Here is a 19,000-nt window from a genome sequence, read left to right as displayed (position 1 = left end):
TCGAACCACCAGCGCAACACGGGAATGGCGAACTAACGGAATGTGCGGAATCGTCGGCGTCGTCGGCCAGGGACAAGCCAACCAGGATGTCTACGACGCGCTGCTGCTGCTGCAGCACCGCGGACAGGACTCCACCGGCATCGCGACAGCGGAGCCCGGGGGAACCTTCCACATCGCGAAGAAGAGCGGGATGGTCCGTGAGGCGTTCCGCACCCGCGACATGCGCTCGCTGCTCGGCACCATCGGACTCGGCCACGTGCGGTATGCCACGAAGGGAACGGCCTCGAACGAAGAAGAGGCGCAGCCCTTCTACGTCAACGCGCCCTACGGGATCGTCCTCGTCCACAACGGCAACCTGACGAACACGCGTGAACTGACGGAGGAGCTGTTCCGCACCGACCGTCGTCACCTCAACACGTCGTCCGACACCGAGCTGCTCGTGAACGTCCTCGCGAACGAGCTGCAGGCGGTCATCTCCGGTCTCGAACTCGACCACGAGCAGATCTTCGAGGCGGTCTCCCGGGTGCACGACCGCGTCGAAGGCTCCTACGCGACGATCGCGCTGCTCGCCGGGTATGGGCTCCTCGCGTTCCGTGATCCCTTCGGCATCCGTCCCCTCATCCTCGGCACGCGTCGCGCCGAGAACGGACGCTACGAGTGGACCGTGGCATCCGAGTCGCTCGTCCTCGAGAACGGCGGCTTCGACGTCGTCCGCGACATCGAGCCGGGCGAGGCCATCTTCATCGACCTCGACGGCAACCTGTACACGAAGCAGTGCGCGCCGGCGGTGCAGCTCGCGCCGTGCTCGTTCGAGTACGTCTACCTCGCCCGTCCCGACTCCGTCATGAACGGCATCTCGGTATACGAGGCGCGGTTGCGCATGGGCGAGCGCCTCGCGGACACCATCGCGAAGTACACCCCGCAGGGCTCGATCGACGTCGTCATGCCGATCCCCGACTCGTCGCGCCCCGCGGCGATGCAGGTCGCCCGAAAGCTCGGCATCGAGTACCGCGAGGGCTTCTACAAGAACCGCTACATCGGGCGGACGTTCATCATGCCCGGGCAGGCGGTCCGCAAGAAGAGCGTGCGCCAGAAGCTCAACGCGATGTCGACGGAGTTCAAGGGCAAGAACGTGCTTCTCATCGACGATTCGATCGTGCGAGGAACCACGTCGAAGGAGATCATCCAGATGGCGCGGGATGCCGGCGCGAAGTCGGTCACGTTCGCCTCGGCGGCGCCTCCCATCCGGTTCCCGCACGTGTACGGCATCAACATGCCCTCGCGTCACGAGCTCGTCGCCTACAACCGGACGATCCCCGAGATCGCCCAGGAGCTCGGCTGCGACTACCTCGTCTACCAGGAGATCGACGACCTCAAGGCGGCGATCCTCGAGGGCGCGCCTGACGTCGAGGACCTCGACATGAGCTGCTTCGACGGTCGCTACGTCACCGGCACCGTCTCGGACGAGTACCTGGCGTGGGTGGAGGGCACTCAGGAGTCCTGACCCGCCGGCGGGGCGTGTTGCTTCAGGTGGCAGGACACGCCGCTACGCCGGGGTTGAGGCGACGAGAGGTGCGACCTGAACGGGGCGGATGCCGCGGAGCCGGCCGCCCGCGCGCGTCGGCCACGCGCGACGCCGGTCTAGGCTGAATCGGGTGACATCCGATGCCCCACGGCCCCTCTGGACGGGGCGGGTGCTGGCGGTCGTCGGCATCGTCCTGATGGCGTTCTCGCTCCGCTCCGCGGTCGCTTCGCTGTCCCCGCTCTACGACCACATCGCCGAGGACTTCGCTGTGCCCGCGGCCGTCGCCGGGCTCATCGGCACCGTCCCGCCACTGTGCTTCGCGGTCTTCGGACTCCTGGCATCCGGACTCGAACGGCGCTTCGGACTGGAACGCACGACGATCGCAGCGCTCCTGCTCGCGACGGCGGGCCTCGTCGCCCGGGCACTTGCGGCCGATGCGGTGGGACTGCTGCTCGGCTCCGCACTCGTGTTCGCGGGCGTCGGGGTTGGCAACGTCCTCCTGCCCGCGCTCGTGAAGAAGCACTTCCCCGATCGCATCGGGCTGATGACGACCGTCTACTCGACGATGATGGCCGTGTCGACGTTCACTCCTCCGCTCATCGCGGTTCCCGTCGCGGATGCCGCGGGGTGGCGCACCTCGCTCGGCCTGTGGGCCGTGTTCGCCCTGGCCGGGATGGTGCCCTGGTTGCTGCTGTCGATCCGAAGCCGTGCGGCAGCGGCCGACGTCGACATCGAGGCCGTCGACACGCGCGTCTTCGGGCGGATGTGGCGTCTGCCCACGCCGTGGGCGCTCGCGGTGACCTTCTTCGTGTCGAGCACGATCGCGTACACGTGCTTCGCGTGGCTGCCGACGATCCTGGTCGACACGGCGGGGGTGAGCCCCCAGGCGGCCGGGGTCCTGCTGTCGCTGTTCGCGCTCATCGGCCTGCCGGCCTCGCTCGTCGTCCCGTCGCTGGTGGCGCGGCGCGGGGTGGTCATGCCCCTCTTCGCGATCGCCTCGGGGGCCGGCGTGATCGGCGTTGCCGGGCTCCTCCTCATCCCGTCGACGGTCACGTGGCTGTGGGTGGCGCTCCTCGGCACCGCGCCGCTGCTGTTCCCCATCGTGCTCACCCTGGTGGGTCTGCGCACGCGCCGCCACGATGCGACCGTCGCGCTGAGCTCGTTCGTTCAGAGTCTCGGCTACGGCGCGACGATGCTCATGCCGTTCGGCATCGGCCTTCTCCACGATGCGACCGACTCATGGACGGGCGCCCTCGTGATCCTGGGCGCGGTCGCGCTCCTCGCACTGCCGGCGGGTCTCGTCATCGCGCGGCGACGGGCCGTCGAGCAGGAGTGGGAGGCGCGCCACGGTCGATGGTGACGGTCGCGTCCCGGTGACGAGTCAGGTCGAGTGCGGGCGGTCAGGCCTTCTCGAACGAGGGAGAGGTCGACTCCGATGAATCGTCGTCTTCGTCTTCGTCCTCGTCGTCCTCGTACTGGTCAGCCCACTTGTCCTCGTACTGGTCCTCGTGAGGCGCACCCAGCTCGCGCTCGAGCGCGTTGATGTTCAAGCTGTAGGTGTCGTACTTCAGCTCACGGGCGATTTTCGTGTTCTTCGCCTTTTGACGGCCACGCCCCATGCGTAACCCCCTCATTTCACGAGTCGCGAGCTGGTCCGAGTGCCCGCTGCAGGAATAGTCCGGATGAAGCCGGGAAGAGTAGCATCCAGGATATCACGGAGCCCTCGTGCCGCCCCGACGCGGCCGGGCCGAACCGACGAAAGGCAGCCCGACGATGACCGACGCCGCCCCGCCCCCGACCGGTCGACGCCCGCACCGTCCCGTGATCGTGGGAGTGATCCCGGGTCAGCATCCGCGTGTGGTCCGTGAGGCCGCCGGATACGCCCGCCTCCACGGCGCGGCCCTACTGGTGACGCATGTGGATGTCACGCGCTTCGTCTCGTACGAGGATCCGGACGGTTACGTCCACACCGCGCCGATCAATCTCGACGTCGTGCCCAGCGAGGCGCTCACCGCGCAGCTGCGAGACGAGGTGGAGCGCGCGCTGTCGGGAGTGGAGGTCTCGTGGAGTCTCGAGCAGGTGGTGGGTGATCCCGCCATCGCACTGAAGGATCTGGCGGAGAAGACTGACGCGCGTCTGATCGTCGTCGGCACCCGCAAGCGCGGCATCGGCGAATCCATCCGCGAGTTCTTCACCGGATCGGTCGCGGCGCGGCTGGCCCATCGGCAACCGCGCCCGATCCTCGTCGTCCCGCTGGGTGAACCTGCGCGTGACGACGAGGATCTGTGGCCCGAGGCCTGAGCCGCTCAGCCCTTCGTGGCTCGGCGGACGGCCCTCGCCGCGTCGTCGAGCGCGGCGGCGAGATCGTCGATGACGGATGCCGCCAGCTCACCGCCCTTCGCCACGTGCGTCCGGAGGTCGGTGCGCACATCGCCGCGGAACTCGGCGATCAGCGCTTCAGCGCGGCGCACCTGCTCCCGCGCGTCGCTGCGACCGTCGCCGTCGGCACGCGGCGCCTCTTCCGGCGGGCTCACGGGTGCGGTGGATGCCGCGGCGAGGTCGGCCCGCAGGCTCTTCATCGCCTCGCGGACGCCCGCGCGGACACCGTCGGCGATGAGTCGGACGCTGTCGGCGAGTCCCGCCTCGATGCCCTCGAGATCGCCCGCCCGTGCCGCGACTTCGGCTCGGCCGGCATCCGTGATCTCGTAGATCGTCTTGCGGCCGTCGACCGACTTGGTGACGAGCCCTTCTTCTTCGAGCTTCGCCAGGCGCGGGTAGATGGTGCCCGCGCTCGGGGTGTAGGTGCCGCCGGTGCGGTCGGAGAGCGCCTGCATCAGGTCGTATCCGTGCCGGGGGCCCTCGTCGAGGAGGTTCAGGAGGTAGAGGCGGAGGTCGCCGTGGGAGAAGACGGGGGGCATGTCACCACTCCTCGGGGGTCGGGGCGTCGCCGGGTTCAGCGGCGACGGGGGTGCGTCGCAGCACCGTCACATCGCCCGAGACCGTGTTGGCGCGGACGTCGGCGAAGGAGCCGCTGAGCTCGCCCACGGTGCCGGAGTAGCTCGTTCCGATGCCGCTCTCGGAGCGCTCGACGCCGTCGACGCGGAGCTTGCCGCTGACGCTGCGGAGGGCGTACTTGGTGGCGACGTCCTGGTCGAGACGGATCGTCACGTTGCCGCCGACGGTGTTGAACCCGATGCTCTGAGCGGGGCCGGTGGAGTCGATGAGGGCCGCTCCGCTGACGGTGTCGACCGACGCGGTGCGGATCGTTCCGGTCGCCGTGATCTCACCCGAGACCGAGTTGGCGCCGAGGGTGCCGGTGAGTGAGCGCACCTGCACGTCGCCCGACACGGTGTTGACGGTGACGTCGCCCGTGAGGCCGTCGACGATGATGTCGCCCGAGACGGTGTTGAGCTTGGCGTCGGATTCGATGCCGGCGACCAGCGCGCTCGCGCTCACGACGCCGAGGGTCAGGGCGATCGCACGGGGAACGGCGACGCTGATCTCGGCCTGCGGTCCACCCGAGCCGAAATTGCGGAACACTTCGAGGAAGTTGTCCCACCGCAGCTGCGCGTGATCGATCTCGACCGATCCGTCGGTCGCTTCGATGCGCAGCTCCTTCGTCGAGACCGAGTGCACTTCGATCCGCACGCCGGGTTCGTCGTGGGCGACGACGTCGACCTGTCCGCCGACGAGGCCGATCTTGAGACGGCGGATGCCGTCGAGGTCGATGACCCGGGTCTCACCGGGCTGGACGAGCCACTTCTCGAGAGTCATGTCTTCTCCTGGAGGATGGGGCGATTCGAGATATATCGCGTTGGCCGAGAATAACACGATATATCGCGAGTGGGAAGAGTCGGGCGCTGGTGGTCGCCGCGCGAAGGTCGATCGGCAAAGGAGAAGCCCCCTCGACCGGATGACCGGGAGGGGGCTTCTTCGCGCTGGGGGAGCGCTGCCGACGACGCTGGGGGACGCGTCGGACGTGGTGCCGACTCAGGAGTTCTTACGCAGTACTCGCAGCAAGAAGGCGATCAGGGCGATGACACCGACGATGATCGCGACCCAGAGCAGGAACTCGAGGCCCGATCCGAGGCCGCTGACGATCGCGAGAACAATGGCGATCACGATGATGATGATGAGTGCGAGATTCATTTGGAGGCTCCTTGTCGTCTCCGCTTCCGCCTTGCGGCGGCGGGGTGGCACGGGTGTGTGCCGAGTCATTGTTACCAGCGTTCTTTCAGGCATCACGAGGGTCTTGACAGCGGTCGGTGACCGTGACATAGCGTTACCCGACGCGGGCGCCCTCTGCCCGTCGAAGCGGGAGGCGGAGTGACATGCCGGCAGGAAGAGGCTCGAACAGCCTGAAGGACCCGGAGCTCTACGAAGAGCTCCGGGGGGACGGCGCCTCGAAGGAGAAGGCGGCACGGATCTCCAACGCCGCGGCGAGGGACGGTCGCTCGGCCGTCGGCACGCGCGGCGGGAAATCGGGCGACTACGAGGACTGGACCGTCGCCGATCTCCGCGGCCGGGCCAAGGAGCTCGGAATGACCGGGTACTCCGGCAAGCGGAAGGCGGAGCTCATCGACATGCTCCGTTCGCACTGACGTGCCGAGGCTGAAGCGCGTCAAGCCGGGCACCGACATCGGCTACCGGCGGCTGGGCGCGGGTACCGGCTTCCGGTACGTCGACGCGGATGGGAATCCCCTGCCCCGGCGTGAGGCCGATAGGGTGCGAGCCCTCGTGATCCCACCCGCCTGGCAGGACGTCTGGATCTGCTCCGACCCCTACGGGCACATCCAGGCGACCGGAGTCGATGACGCCGGTCGCGTGCAGTACATGTACCACCCGCAGTGGACGGCCGGTCGAGATCGCGGCAAGTACGCCCGGGCTCTGGCGCTCGCCGAGGCGCTTCCGCGCGCGCGGGGTCGGGTCACGACATCGCTTCGGCGCGACGACATCGATCAGGAGCGGGTGCTGGCTGCCGCCTTCCGCTTGCTCGACCAGGCGGCGCCGCGCGTGGGAGCCGAGCGCTACCTCGTCAAGCATGGCAGCCGCGGGCTCACCACGCTCCTGCGGCGCGACGCGCTCGTCGACGGCAGCACGGTCGCGCTCCGGTTTCCCGGCAAGAGCGGGCAGCGCCAGGAGATGGAGATCGACGACATCGACCTCGCCACCGCGGTGCAGCTGCTCGTCGCCGGGCGCCCCAGTTCGCCCCTCCTCGCCTACCGGCGTGGCCGGCGACGCGTCGCGCTCTCAGGGCGAGATGTGAACGTGTACGTCCGATCGATGACCGGCGGCGCCTTCACGGCGAAGGACTTCCGGACTCTCCGCGGAACGATCCTCGCGGCCGACGCACTCGCCCGGATCGGGCCGGTCGACACCAAGACCGAGCTCAAGCGTGCCGAGGTCCTCGCGGTCAAGGCGACCTCGGAGGCCCTCGGGAACACGCCCTCGGTGGCGCGAACGTCCTACATCGATCCGCGCGTGTTCGAGCGTTACCGCCGCGGCATCCTGCTCGACACGTCGCTGTCGCCCGAATCGGCGATCCGCCAGCTGATCCTGAACTGACGCCCCACACACCACCGCGCTCACGGGCGCTTTCCGGCGTGCCCTCCACGGGATGCTCCCGCTCCGGGCAATAGCGTGTGGCCGTGGCATCCGATCGTCCGGTGTGGTGGGTGGCGCTGCTGATCGTCGTGATCGGCGGGGCCGCCGGCGTCGCGGCGCGTGCGGCGGCTGTGCTGCCGTTCCCCGCCGACGCCCACCCGCTGGTCGTGCCCGCCGTCACGATGGGCGTGAACATCGTCGGCTCGCTCCTGCTGGGCCTGCTTCTGGGCGTGCTCGGCGACCGTCGCCCGGGCCTTCGCCTGCTGGTCGGGACCGGCTTTCTCGGTGGCTTCACCACCTACAGCGCCTTCGCCGTCCACTCCCTCCAGGTCTTCACCGATGCCCCCGTCGTCGGCCTGGTGCTCATCGCCGTCTCCCTTTTCGGCGGGGTCATCGCCGCTGGGGTGGGGCTCGTCGTCGGCAGCGGTCGCAGAGCGGATGCCGCATGACCGGCGGTGAGCTGGTGATCCTCGTCGTCGCCGGTGGCCTCGGTGCGGGGCTCCGCTATCTCGTGGACCGGGCGATCACGGCCCGCCGGGGCAGCCGGCGGTTCCCGCTCGGCATCCTCATCGTCAACGTCATCGGATCGTTCGCCCTCGGCGTCATCGCAGGTCTCGGAGACCTCGTTGCCGACCCCTGGGTGGCGATCGTCGGTGTCGGCCTGCTCGGCGGCTTCACGACCTTCAGCACCGTCTCCGTCGACAGCGCCCGCTTCGCGCGCGCCGGGCGACGCGACCTCGCGTGGACCAACCTGCTGGGCACCTTCGGCGCCTGCGTCGTGGCCGCGGGCGTCGGTCTCATGCTGGGCGGCTTCTTCGTCCGGTGAACCGGGCGCGGCATCCCGCGGAGTGACATCGCCCCAGGCGTGGGGCGGGAGGGCGCGCTCCCATGGGAAACTGGGGGTGATCCCACGCGCACCGTGGACATCTCCACCTCGAAGACAAGGCCCGTCGTGTCGAACCTCGCCGTCCTGAGCCTCAAGAACCGCGCGCTCATCGCCCTCATCACGATCGTCGCGGCGATCTTCGGCGGCCTCGCGCTGACGAACCTGAAGCAGGAGCTGATCCCGCCGATCGAGCTGCCGCAGCTGTCGATCCTCACGACCTATCCGGGAGCCTCGCCCGATGTGGTGAGCAACGACGTGTCAACGCCGATCGAACAGGCGATCCAGGCCGTCCCCGACCTGGAATCGACGAGCGCGACGAGCACCACGAACGCCTCGATCATCCAAGCGTCCTTCGCCTACGGCACCAACCTCGCCACGGCCGAGCAGAAGATCCTCCAGGCGATCGGCCGGATCGACGACTCGCTGCCCGACGGCATCGACACGAGCGTCCTCGCGTTCTCGACCGACGACCTCCCGGTCATCTCCCTCGCCCTCACCGGCTACGACGACGCCGCCGACGTGCAGGCGCGACTCGAGAACAGCGTCGTACCCGACATCGAGGACCTCGAGGGAGTCGCCGCGGCGCAGATCATCGGCGGTCAGACCGCCCGCGTCACCATCGTCCCCGACCAGGCCGCGCTGGCCGAGGCCGGGTACACGCAGACGGCCATCACCGACGCGCTCGATCAGAACGGTGTGCTCTTCCCCGGCGGCACCGTCGACGAGGGCGACCAGACGCTCACCGTCCAGACCGGAACGAAGCTCTCCTCGGTGGACGAGATCACGGACCTTCCCCTGGTGCCGTCCTCGGCGGAGCAGATCGCCGCCGGCGCCACGACCGTCGGCGACGTCGCCGAGGTGACGCTCGACGAGGACCCGGTCGAGTCCATTTCACGGGTCGACGGCGAGCCCGCGCTCACGGTCTCCATCACGAAGCTCCCCGCCGCCAACACGGTCGAGGTGTCGCACGCCGTGATCGATGCGCTGCCCGCCCTGCAGGACGCCATCGGCGGCGGCGCCGAGTTCACCATCGTGTTCGACCAGGCCCCCTACATCGAGCAGTCGATCGAGGCGCTGGCGCAGGAGGGCCTGCTCGGTCTCGCCTTCGCAGTGATCGTCATCCTGGTGTTCCTGCTGTCGGTCCGCGCGACTCTCGTGACCGCGATTTCGATCCCCACGAGCGTGCTCATCACCTTCGTCGGCATCCAGGCGTTCGGGTACTCGCTCAACATCCTCACCCTCGGCGCCCTCACGATCGCGATCGGTCGCGTGGTCGATGACTCCATCGTCGTCATCGAGAACATCAAGCGTCACTTCGTGGGCACCGCGGACAAGCGGGCGTCGATCCTGCTCGCCGTGCGCGAAGTGGCGGCCGCCATCACCGCGTCGACCCTCACGACTGTCGCGGTCTTCCTGCCGATCGCCTTCGTCGGCGATCTCACCGGCGAACTGTTCCGCCCGTTCGCCCTCACCGTCACGATCGCGATGCTCGCGTCGCTGTTCGTCGCACTGACGATCGTGCCCGTGCTGGCCTACTGGTTCCTGCGGCCCGGCAAGCCGGTGCTCGACGAGAACGGCCGCGCGATCGACCCGGAGGACCCGGCGGCCCCGCCCTCCCGCATGCAGAAGGCGTACATCCCGGTGCTGCGGTGGACGCTCCGTCACTCGGCGACCACCCTCGTGCTGGCGCTCATCGTGCTCGGCGGCACGATCGCCGCGGTGCCGCTGATGAAGACGAACTTCCTCGGCGACTCGGGTCAGAACACCCTCACCGTCACGCAGAACGTGGGCGACACGGCGAGCCTCACCACCCAGGACGAGGCCGCGGCCGTCGTCGAAGACGCCCTGCTGGGCATCGACGGCATCGACACCGTGCAGACCTCGATCGGCTCGAGCGGGTCGGAGCTGCGCGACGCGTTCACCGGCGGCGGGTCGGGAATCACGTACTCCATCACGACGGATCCGGATGCCGATCAGGAGACCGTCCGCGCCGACGTGCAGGACGCGCTCGCCGGAATCGACGACGCGGGCGAGATCTCGATCGCCGCGGCGCAGGGCGGGTTCGGGTCGAACGACATCGAAGTCGACGTCACGGCCCCCGATGCCGGCGTCCTCCGCGATGCCACCGACGAGGTCATCGCGGCCGTCGAGGGCGAGGACGGCATCGAGCAGGTGGAGTCGAACCTGTCGGCATCCCTCCCGTTCGTCGCCGTGACCGTCGACCGCGACGAGGCGGCATCCCTCGGTCTGTCCGAAGTCTCGGTCGGCGCGCTCGTCTCGAACACGATGCAGCCCCGCCAGGTCGGCACCGTCGAGATCGACGACACCTCGCTGACGGTGTACCTGCAGGCCGACGAGATCCCCGACACCATCGAGGGACTCCGCGGGCTCGAGATCGCGGGGGCCGCCGGACTCGTCCGCCTCGACGAGGTGGCCACCGTCGAAGAGTCGGAGGGCCCCTCGTCGATCACCACCGAGCGCGGCCAGCGCACCGCCTCGGTGACCATCACTCCGTCGTCGGACGACCTCACCGCCGCCTCGGCGACCGTGAGCCAGGCGCTCGACGCGCTCGACCTTCCCGACGGGGCGAACGCCGCCGTCGGCGGCGTCGTGACCCAGCAGCAGGACGCCTTCACCCAGCTCGGGTTGGCGATCCTCGCGGCGATCCTGATCGTCTACATCGTCATGGTCGCGACCTTCAAGTCGCTGCGACAGCCGATCCTCCTGCTCATCTCGGTGCCGTTCGCCGCGACCGGGGCGATCCTGCTCCAGATCGTGTCGGGCGTGCCGCTCGGCGTCGCGTCGCTCATCGGCGTGCTCATGCTCGTCGGCATCGTCGTCACGAACGCGATCGTCCTCGTAGACCTCGTGAACCAGTACCGCGAGAAGGGGCTGACGACCCCGGATGCGGTGATCGCCGGTGGTGCTCGCCGACTGCGGCCGATCCTGATGACCGCGCTGGCGACGATCTTCGCCCTCACGCCGATGGCGCTCGGGATCACGGGGCACGGCGGGTTCATCTCCCAGCCGCTGGCCATCGTGGTGATCGGCGGTCTGATCTCGTCGACCGTCCTGACCCTGCTCGTGCTGCCCGCCCTCTACAACCTCGTCGAGGGAGCCAAGGAGCGTCGCGCCGCGAAGCGTGGCGAGCCCCTGCCGCAGGCGAAGGATGCCGCCGCCGCCGCGCCCCAGTCCCGCCGTGAGCGGCGCGCGCTGGCCGAGGCGGCCACCGTCACGGGTGCCGCGGCGGTCGTGATCGACCCGATCATCGAAGAGGCGCCGGACATCGAGATCGCGGCTCCCGTCGTCGACGACGCTGTCGTGGACGCAGAGGGCAGCGCGGCAACGGACGAGCCCGTGGAGGCGGCCGACGAGCCCGTCGAGGCGGCCGAGGAGCCGGTCGAGTCGGTCGAGGAGCCGGTCGAGTCGGCTGACGAGCCGGTCGAGCCCGCCGAGGAGCCGGTCGACGCGCCCGCCGACGAGCTCGCCGCCGTGCAGACCGAATCGCCCGACGTGGAGATCCCGACCTCAGACGGGGACGACACCCCGGAGCCGGCCGAGACGGACACGACGGAGCCGACCGACACGGACGGCGCCCCCGAGGAGCGCTGACCTCAGCGGTGCAGCCAGGGGCGCAGCATCCGCGTCACCCACGGCAGCACGAAGAACACCATCAGCGGGGTGAACAGCGCCGTGCTGATCCCGACCCGTGCGACGAGGTGGAGCTCGACGAACCCCGGGATCAGGCCCAGGAGCCACGTGCCGACGACGTTCGTGGGGAAAAACCCGAGCCAGATCGCGACCGCCTGCTTCCACCGGGGCGGCGCGGTGGCCGTCGTGGCGATCGCTCCCGTGGCGACCTGAGGCTCGAGGATCGTTCCGCCCGGCGCGTCGAACCAGCCCTCGATGCCGGTGCGGCGCTCGCTCCGCTCCTCACGGGCGAACGCCTGACCCGACTGCAGCCACCATTCCCGCGCCGACGACTGCTCCCACTCCTCCAGGGTGGAGATGTCGCGGAAGCGGTAGAGCATGTACCAGAGGTCGCTCTCCTCGCCCGCGCGCACCCACCCCGAGCCGAGGAAGCCGGGGAAGGTCGTCGCCAGGTCGGTGCCCGCCTGCATCCAGCTCGTGGCCTCTGCGGTGCGGACCGGATCGATGCGTCGCTCGATCGCGACGGTGATGGGATCGGCCATGCAGACCATTGTGCGCCGCGCCGGCGGCATCCGATCACGCGTCGAAACGAACGCCCCAGTGCAGCTCCCACCGCTCGCCCGGGGCGAGCCGTCGCAGGCTCCGACCGGAGTTGAACGCGTCGGCGGGCGCCGTCATCGGCTCGATCGCCACCGCCACGTCGTGGCCGGGGTACCGATCCGTCACGAAGAGCTGGACGTAGTCGAAGCCGGTTCCCGCCCAGACGACGAGGCGGCGTCCGTCGGGAGCAGCGAGGACCGTGTTCGCACGGTCGTGCGCGTCGCGGGCGAGACCGGCGAAGGCGGCGTCGAGAGCGAGGTCGCCGACGCGGCGCGGCTCGCGGAGGTCGTGCGCCTCGTCGAGCGGCTCCTCCGCGACCGGGATGTTCTGCTCGTCCAGCCGGAACCACATCTCCGCCTCGAGCTGAAGGGTCAGATCGGCGGTGTCGACGTCGGAGATCTGGAAGTACGGGTGCGTGCCGAGGGCCACCGGCGCGGCATCCGTACCGACGTTGTCGATGGTGTGGATGACCTCGATGCCGTCGGCGGTCAGTGCGTAGGTCACACGGGTCGCGAGGTGGTACGGATATCCGGTCTGCGGGTAGACGTCGGCGCGCAGCGTGAGGCTGCCGTCGGTCTGAGACTCGACGCGGTAGGCGGTGTAGCGGAGGAGACCGTGCGATGCGTTGCCGAACTTCGGCTCGGTGATCGCCAGCTGACGCTCCTCCCCGTCGTCGTTCCAGCGCCCGTCGCGGACACGGTTGGGCCAGGGGACGAGCACGATCCCGGATGCCGCCGGCGTCGGCGCATCGTCGGGGTATGCCGGGACCAGGTCGACACCCGCCACCCGCAGTGCGCGCAGGGCGGCGCCGACCTCGGTGACCTCCGCGGAGACGTCGGCGGCGCGCAGCGTGAATCGGGTTCCGGTGGGGTCGGCGCTCATGGGCACAGCGTATCGGCGGCGCGCGGCGTGGGTGGTGCGCGGGTCTGTCGGCGGTGCGGCGGTGCCCGCGCCCGGCGGCCTCCCAGGAGCGTCCGGTATCGTGGGGGAGTCGGCGGAGGACACCGTGCTGTGCACGGGCATTCTGTGTGAGTCCTCGGGGCCGATCTCGAAACCCGATCCGCGGTTTCGGAACCAGTAACTGGAATGGCCCCCGGTCGACGACAGCCCGGGTATGTCTGCGTGTGTGCGCAGCGCTGTTCTCGTGTGAGAACTCAGAAGGAATCTCCCATGCCCAAGAACAAGAAGCCGGCCGGCGGCCGCGCGCAGAACTTCGAGCCGCGCTACGGCAAGAAGACCTCGTACCAGGACGCCAAGCGCCGTCCCGGTCAGTCCTCGGCCGGAACCGCCGGCAGCAAGAGCCCCAGCCACCGCGGCTACCGCGCCCCCGAAGAGGGCGGCGCCGCTGCGAAGGGCCGCTGGAGCGCACAGGAGCGCGTCGGACGCGACGAGGCACGCGGCATCCGCTCGCAGGCCCGTGGCGACCGCCGCTTCGACCGCGACGAGCGCCCGCGTCGCGATGCCGACGAGCGTCCGCGTCGGTCGTTCGACGGCGACCGGCCCCGCTTCGGCCGGGACGACCGCCCGCAGCGCTCGCTCGGCGACCGGGACAGCCGTCCGCGTCGTGACGTCGGCGACCGGCCGGCTCGATCGTTCGACCGTGACGAGCGTCCGCGGCGCGATGACCGTCCTGCGCGGAGCTTCGATGACCGCCCGCGTCGCGATGACCGCGGTGGCTTCGACCGCCCGCAGCGCGCCGAGCGTCCGCGGTACGAGCGCGACGACCGTCCGCGCCGCGACTTCGGCGACCGCCCGCAACGTGACGACCGCGGTGGCTTCGACCGCCCGCAGCGCGCCGACCGCCCGCGGTACGAGCGCGACGACCGTCCGCGTCGTGACGACCGCCCCGCGCGGAGCTTCGACGATCGCCCGCGTCGTGACGACCGCCCCGCGCGGAGCTTCGACGACCGCCCGCGCCGTGACGACCGCCCCGGCTTCGACCGCCCGCAGCGCGCCGAGCGCCCCCGCTTCGAGCGCGACGACCGTCCGCGTCGTGACCTCGGCGACCGGCCGCAGCGCGACGACCGACCCCGCCGAGGCGACGGCCCGAGCCGTTCGAGCTGGGGCCACGCGGCCGGAGGCTCCACGCGACGCGACAGCGGCGCGTGGAGTGGCCGTGGGGGGTCCGCCGAGACCAACGCCCAGGCGCAGCGTGCCGACGTCGTGCACGAGCGTCTGCAGGCTAAGGCCGTCGACGCCGAGAGCGTCGAGCAGTCGTCCTTCGCCGAGCTCGGCCTCGGCGACAACCTGGTGAGGACGCTCGCCGACATGGGTGCGGCCGCGCCGTTCCCGATCCAGGCGGCCACCATCGGCCCGATCCTCGAGGGTCGCGACGTGCTCGCCCGCGGGCGCACCGGTTCCGGCAAGACGATCGCGTTCGGTGCCCCGCTCGTCGAGTCGATCCTCCGCAGCCAGGCCGGCCAGCGCCGCGAGTTCGGGCGGTCGCCGAAGGCGCTGATCCTCGCGCCGACCCGCGAGCTCGCGCTGCAGATCGACCGCACCGTGCAGAGCCTCGCGCGCAGCGTCGGCCTGTTCACGACGCAGATCTACGGCGGCGTGCCCCAGGCGCGGCAGGTGGGCGCGCTGAAGAAGGGTGTCGACATCATCATCGGCACCCCGGGCCGCATCGAAGACCTGCAGGCGCAGGGCAAGCTCGACCTGTCCGAGATCCGCATGGTCGTCCTCGACGAGGCCGACCACATGAGCGAGCTCGGCTTCCTCGAGCCGATGCAGCGCATCCTCCGCCTCGTGCAGGACGGCGCCCAGAAGCTGCTGTTCTCGGCGACGCTCGACCGCGAGGTCGCTGCTCTCGTCGACGAGTTCCTCGTCGACCCGGCCGTCTACGAGGTGGCCGGCGAGACCCAGGACACCGGGACGATCGACCACCGCGTGCTCGTCATCGACCACCGCGACAAGGCCGAGATCCTCAGCTCGCTCGTCGACCGCGACGGCAAGACCCTCGTCTTCACCCGCACCCGTGCGTTCTCCGAGATGCTCGTCGAGCAGTTCGAGGATGCCGGTATCGCGGCCGTCGCGCTGCACGGTGACCTCAACCAGGCCAAGCGCACCCGCAACCTCGAGCGGCTGACGAAGGGCAAGGTCAACGTCCTCGTCGCGACGGACGTCGCTGCCCGCGGCATCCACGTCGATGACATCGACCTGGTCGTGCAGGCGGACGCTCCCGACGAGTACAAGACGTACACCCACCGCGCCGGGCGCACCGGTCGCGCGGGCCGCTCGGGCACCGTCGTGACGCTCATCACGCGTCAGCGTCGTCGCAAGATGACCGAGATGCTTGAGCGCGCCGAAATCGACGCCCCGTTCGAGGAGGCGCGCATCGGCGACGACGTCATCGAGGAGCTTGCGGGCCGTCAGGCGTCCAACGTCGACGCCTGACCCCACCGGTGACCGGCGCCGAGAGCGCCCTCTGTTGCCGAAAGCGCCCCCTCTGCACGAGTCGGAGGGGGCGCTTTCGGCACGAGGGGCGCTGTCAGGCGCGGATGCCGCGCTGCGCGGCGCCGCCGGCGGTTGACGCGGCCATTCGCGCATCACCGCCTGACCCTCAGAACAGCATCGCGGCGGCCTGTTCGCGCGTCGCCGTCTTCATCACCGCCCCGGTCGTCTGCACCGGACCGAGGCTCGAGTGGCGCGCTGGACCCTCTTCTTCGGCGCGACCGGCGACCCGGTGCTTCCGCAGCAGCGGCCGCACCCGCGCGCTGAGCAGTTTGCGGTAGCCGGCCGGCGCGTATGAGGAGACGCCCGGGTAGAGCCCGCGATAGCGAGGGAGCAGGTCGGGTCGCTCGCGCTTGAGCCACGCGAAGAACCACTCTTTCGCGCCCGGGCGCAAGTGCAGCGCGCCGAACACGACGCGGACCGCACCGGATGCCGCGATGCGACTGATCGCGTCGTCGAGCACCTCGGGCGAGTCGGTGAGGTGCGGCACGATCGGCATGAGGAAGACGGTCACGCGGAACCCGGCATCGGTGGCTGCGCGGACGGTGTCGAGTCGTGCCTGGAACGTCGGCGCGCCCGGTTCGAGGAGCTGCCGCAGAGGTTCGTCGAGCACCGCGATCGAGAACGCCAGGTGCACGGGCACCGAGGTCGCGGCGTCCGTGAGCAACGGCAGGTCTCGTCGCAGCAGCGTGCCTTTGGTGAGCACGGAGAACGGGGTGCCATGCGAGGCGAGTGCGTCGATGATGCCGGGCATGAGCCGGTATCTGCCCTCGGCGCGTTGGTACGGGTCGGTGTTCGTCCCGAGTGCGACCGGCTCGCGACCCCATGACGGCCGGGCGAGCTCCCGCGAGAGCACCTCGGCGACGTTCACCTTGACGACGATCTGCGAATCGAAGTCGCGCCCCGCGTCGAGGTCGAGGTACGTGTGCGTGTTGCGGGCGAAGCAGTTGTGGCTGATGACGCCGGCGGCGATGAAGTCCTCGGTGTCGGTCGAGATGTCTATGAGGTCCCGTTCCCCGACATCCTCGATCGACACGATGCGCAGATCGGACGTCGTCTTGACGGCCGAGCCGATGATGGCGAGCTTCCGGGTGATCGCAGGTGTGGTGAGTCGGAAGAACCGATCTCGCGACGGGAGCCCGCCGGTCACCCGAACAGCGATGACGCCGTTCGGGCGCGGCGGCTCCGTCACGGACTGCACATCGAAGTGGTCGAGTGCCTCGCGCACGCTGCGGATGAGGCGCGTATCGGTGTTCACGATGCGCAGGATGCCCCGCGAGCACGAGCCTTCAGCGTCGAAGATCCCTGACAGAAACCCCGCGCGCCATGCGGACGTCGGGTCGCTCGGCTCGCTGATGAGTGCTTCGATGCGTTCGACGTGGTCCTTCCGACCGGTGTGGATCGCTGTCATCGCTCGCCGCGTGGCGGTCTGCGGAGCGAATGCCCGCTCGTACGTTTCGACGCCGGCGTTCTGGAGGAACGTGCGAGACCGGTCGAGCGCTTCGCGATCCGCCAGCGCGAGGCGGAACCGGTGCACGACTCGTGTGCGCTTCGCGTCGGTGTAGCTCTTGTGGAGCAGCATTCCGTCGCCGCGGATCATGCCGCTCAGGTAGCCGCGTTCGAAATCGCGATCAGTAGCGAAGTCGCTCGCGTCGTGCGGCGCGCCCGTGCCGAAGCCCTGCAGGCGGTTCCCGGTCGTGAGATGCGGGCGTTGCGCCGCGCCGGAGCCGGTTCCCGTGACGTACTTCCATCCGCGGTTGGTGAGGAACCTATGGTCACCGCTTGAGATGATTTCCGTCCCGTCTGCAAGCGTCACGCGGTATGCGCGTTTGCGCGTCGCCCAGACTGCGCGCACGGTAGAGGGAGTGTAGCGCCGGTACTCCCCGTCTTGCCGAGTTCCGACCAGCACGTCACCGACTCGAACATCCTTGAGTCGCCGGTGTCGGCCGTTTTCGGTCATGACGAGCGTTTCGGGATCAAGGCAATACGTGCATGCATGCGAGCAGCCGCGATAGGGGTTGACGGTCCAGGAGAACGGCATCGCCGAGGTGTGCGGCACGTGATTGAGCGCCGACTTCGCGACCACTTCGTGGAACGTCATCCCGGCGAACTCGGGGGTGGTGACGGAGCGTACGAGGCCACCCAGCGACTCCAGGCCGGGCAGGGCTGCATCGTCGACCGTCGTGATGCTCTGCCCGTTACACCGCACAATCAAATTCGAACAGAGTATCGAAGGTGTGTCAATAATAGAAATCACGAAATCGAACGTGTCGCGCCCGATGCGGTCGCCGCGCCTCGGCGACAATGGAGGGGTGTCGCAGCCCCGGAGTTGCGCGCGCCGGCGCGCGATCCTTCGGGCACGACGACGGCGTCGCGCCCTCGTCATCCTCGTGCTGACGGCCGGGATGGTCATCACTGCGGCCGTCGTCATCCCCCGTGCGCTGGCACCGGATGCGCCCGCCGTCGCGGAGGACGCGCCGCTGATCGCGGCCGACGCCCCGGCCCCCGCGGCCGACGCGCCGAGTCCTGCGGAGTCACCGGCGCCGCCCACCGCCGTGTGTGACCGGCCCGAGGTCGCGGCGGCGCTGCAGACCGGAACGGATGCCGACGTGATCGCCGCTTTCGGAGGCGGTGAGGCCTTCCGTGACGCGGTGGCGACGGATGCCGCGCCCTGCATCGATCTGCACGACGCGGGCCGGCTGTGGGTCGTCGTGAACAAGCGGAACGCACTCGATCCGCTCGAGTACTGGCCCACCCCGCAGGCTCGCCCGCAGGACACGCGGATCGTGGCGGGCGGCTGGCTCCTCGAGCCCGTGGCATCCGCCCTCGACGAACTCTCCGCGGCGGTCTCCGATGCCGGTGCGGGGACGATCGCGGTGAGCAGCGGCTTCCGCCCGTACGACTTCAAGGTCGACACCTACCGGCGGTACGTATCGATGCGCGGGCAGGATGCCGCCGACCTGCGCAGCGCCCGCCCCGGGCACAGCGAGCACCAGACCGGGCTCGCCGTCGACGTCGTCGCGTGCGACAGCGCTGGGTGCGGCGACCACGACGGCTTCGGTGGCACGCCGCAGTCGGACTGGATCGCCGAGAACGCCTGGCGTTACGGGTTCGTCGTCCGCTACGAGGACGGGCACACGGCGACCACCGGGTACTCGGCGGAACCCTGGCATCTGCGATTCGTCGGCCGCGACCTCGCTGCCGCGTACGCCGAGGGCGGGTACACGACGCTCGAGGAGTTCTTCGGCCTGCCGGCCGCGCCCGACTACGGCTGAGCCGCG

General features: G+C 69.7%; 17 protein-coding genes. 10 read left to right on the top strand and 7 right to left on the bottom strand.

Annotation, left to right across the window (positions count from 1 at the left end):
- The first annotated feature begins 40 nt into the window (after window positions 1–40).
- Window positions 41–1,504, top strand: coding sequence for an amidophosphoribosyltransferase (gene purF, locus BKA24_RS00635; RefSeq protein ID WP_184214290.1), 1,464 nt, complete (start codon window positions 41–43; stop codon window positions 1,502–1,504).
- A gap of 151 nt (window positions 1,505–1,655) precedes the next feature.
- Window positions 1,656–2,885 carry an MFS transporter gene (locus BKA24_RS00630; protein ID WP_425488701.1) on the top strand — a complete coding sequence of 410 codons (1,230 nt, stop codon included), beginning with the start codon at window positions 1,656–1,658 and terminating at the stop codon, window positions 2,883–2,885.
- 40 nt (window positions 2,886–2,925) lie between these two features.
- Here the strand turns inward: BKA24_RS00630 and BKA24_RS00625 are convergent, their stop codons facing one another.
- Window positions 2,926–3,144, bottom strand: coding sequence for a DUF3073 family protein (locus tag BKA24_RS00625; protein WP_184214286.1), 219 nt, complete (start codon window positions 3,142–3,144; stop codon window positions 2,926–2,928).
- A 154-nt stretch (window positions 3,145–3,298) separates the two neighbouring features.
- Here BKA24_RS00625 and BKA24_RS00620 point away from each other — a divergent pair, with 154 nt between their 5' ends.
- Window positions 3,299–3,826 carry a universal stress protein gene (locus tag BKA24_RS00620; protein ID WP_184214284.1) on the top strand — a complete coding sequence of 176 codons (528 nt, stop codon included), beginning with the start codon at window positions 3,299–3,301 and terminating at the stop codon, window positions 3,824–3,826.
- 5 nt (window positions 3,827–3,831) lie between these two features.
- Here the strand turns inward: BKA24_RS00620 and BKA24_RS00615 are convergent, their stop codons facing one another.
- The 3 genes from BKA24_RS00615 to BKA24_RS00605 form a co-directional block, all read right to left on the bottom strand.
- Window positions 3,832–4,443: a PadR family transcriptional regulator gene (locus tag BKA24_RS00615; protein WP_184214282.1), complete on the bottom strand. Its 612-nt coding sequence runs from the start codon at window positions 4,441–4,443 to the stop codon at window positions 3,832–3,834.
- 1 nt (window position 4,444) lies between these two features.
- Entirely contained in the window at window positions 4,445–5,299 is an 855-nt protein-coding gene (locus BKA24_RS00610) for a DUF4097 family beta strand repeat-containing protein (protein ID WP_184214280.1), read from the bottom strand.
- A 216-nt stretch (window positions 5,300–5,515) separates the two neighbouring features.
- The gene (locus BKA24_RS00605) at window positions 5,516–5,674 is read right to left on the bottom strand and encodes a hypothetical protein (protein WP_184214278.1); all 159 of its coding nucleotides are present in this window, start codon (window positions 5,672–5,674) and stop codon (window positions 5,516–5,518) included.
- A 182-nt stretch (window positions 5,675–5,856) separates the two neighbouring features.
- On the opposite strand from BKA24_RS00605, the gene BKA24_RS00600 reads away from it, so the two are divergent.
- The 5 genes from BKA24_RS00600 to BKA24_RS00580 all read left to right on the top strand — a co-directional run bounded on the left by BKA24_RS00600 (window position 5,857) and on the right by BKA24_RS00580 (window position 11,627).
- A complete protein-coding gene (locus BKA24_RS00600) occupies window positions 5,857–6,126 on the top strand; it encodes a DUF7218 family protein (RefSeq protein WP_184214276.1) in 270 nt (89 codons plus the stop codon).
- 1 nt (window position 6,127) lies between these two features.
- Window positions 6,128–7,090, top strand: coding sequence for a DNA topoisomerase IB (locus BKA24_RS00595; protein WP_184214274.1), 963 nt, complete (start codon window positions 6,128–6,130; stop codon window positions 7,088–7,090).
- A gap of 83 nt (window positions 7,091–7,173) precedes the next feature.
- Window positions 7,174–7,578, top strand: coding sequence for a fluoride efflux transporter FluC (locus BKA24_RS00590; RefSeq protein WP_343065809.1), 405 nt, complete (start codon window positions 7,174–7,176; stop codon window positions 7,576–7,578).
- Window positions 7,575–7,955 (top strand): fluoride efflux transporter FluC, encoded by a 381-nt coding sequence (locus BKA24_RS00585; protein WP_184214272.1) that lies wholly within the window; start codon window positions 7,575–7,577, stop codon window positions 7,953–7,955. The genes BKA24_RS00590 and BKA24_RS00585 overlap by 4 nt, the downstream gene beginning before the upstream one ends.
- 126 nt (window positions 7,956–8,081) lie before the next feature.
- Entirely contained in the window at window positions 8,082–11,627 is a 3,546-nt protein-coding gene (locus BKA24_RS00580) for an efflux RND transporter permease subunit (protein WP_343065808.1), read from the top strand.
- A 2-nt stretch (window positions 11,628–11,629) separates the two neighbouring features.
- On the opposite strand, the gene BKA24_RS00575 is transcribed toward BKA24_RS00580, so the two are convergent.
- Both BKA24_RS00575 and BKA24_RS00570 read right to left on the bottom strand, forming a co-directional pair.
- Window positions 11,630–12,208 carry an antibiotic biosynthesis monooxygenase gene (locus tag BKA24_RS00575; RefSeq protein WP_184214270.1) on the bottom strand — a complete coding sequence of 193 codons (579 nt, stop codon included), beginning with the start codon at window positions 12,206–12,208 and terminating at the stop codon, window positions 11,630–11,632.
- A gap of 34 nt (window positions 12,209–12,242) precedes the next feature.
- Window positions 12,243–13,148 carry an aldose 1-epimerase family protein gene (locus BKA24_RS00570; RefSeq protein WP_184214268.1) on the bottom strand — a complete coding sequence of 302 codons (906 nt, stop codon included), beginning with the start codon at window positions 13,146–13,148 and terminating at the stop codon, window positions 12,243–12,245.
- 288 nt (window positions 13,149–13,436) lie between these two features.
- Between BKA24_RS00570 and BKA24_RS00565 the strand changes: the two genes are divergently transcribed.
- Window positions 13,437–15,662 carry a DEAD/DEAH box helicase gene (locus BKA24_RS00565; RefSeq protein WP_184214266.1) on the top strand — a complete coding sequence of 742 codons (2,226 nt, stop codon included), beginning with the start codon at window positions 13,437–13,439 and terminating at the stop codon, window positions 15,660–15,662.
- A gap of 166 nt (window positions 15,663–15,828) precedes the next feature.
- Here the strand turns inward: BKA24_RS00565 and BKA24_RS00560 are convergent, their stop codons facing one another.
- A complete protein-coding gene (locus BKA24_RS00560) occupies window positions 15,829–17,928 on the bottom strand; it encodes an intein-containing Rv2578c family radical SAM protein (RefSeq protein ID WP_184214264.1) in 2,100 nt (699 codons plus the stop codon).
- A 103-nt stretch (window positions 17,929–18,031) separates the two neighbouring features.
- On the opposite strand from BKA24_RS00560, the gene BKA24_RS00555 reads away from it, so the two are divergent.
- Complete coding sequence (locus tag BKA24_RS00555) at window positions 18,032–18,994, top strand: M15 family metallopeptidase (RefSeq protein WP_343065806.1); 963 nt, start codon at window positions 18,032–18,034, stop codon at window positions 18,992–18,994.
- The last annotated feature ends 6 nt before the right edge of the window (window positions 18,995–19,000 follow it).

The organism is Microbacterium marinum, from assembly GCF_014204835.1.
Taxonomy (GTDB): domain Bacteria; phylum Actinomycetota; class Actinomycetes; order Actinomycetales; family Microbacteriaceae; genus Microbacterium; species Microbacterium marinum.
Note: the sequence above shows the minus strand (reverse complement) of the source record. Positions and strands in the feature narration are given on the sequence as shown.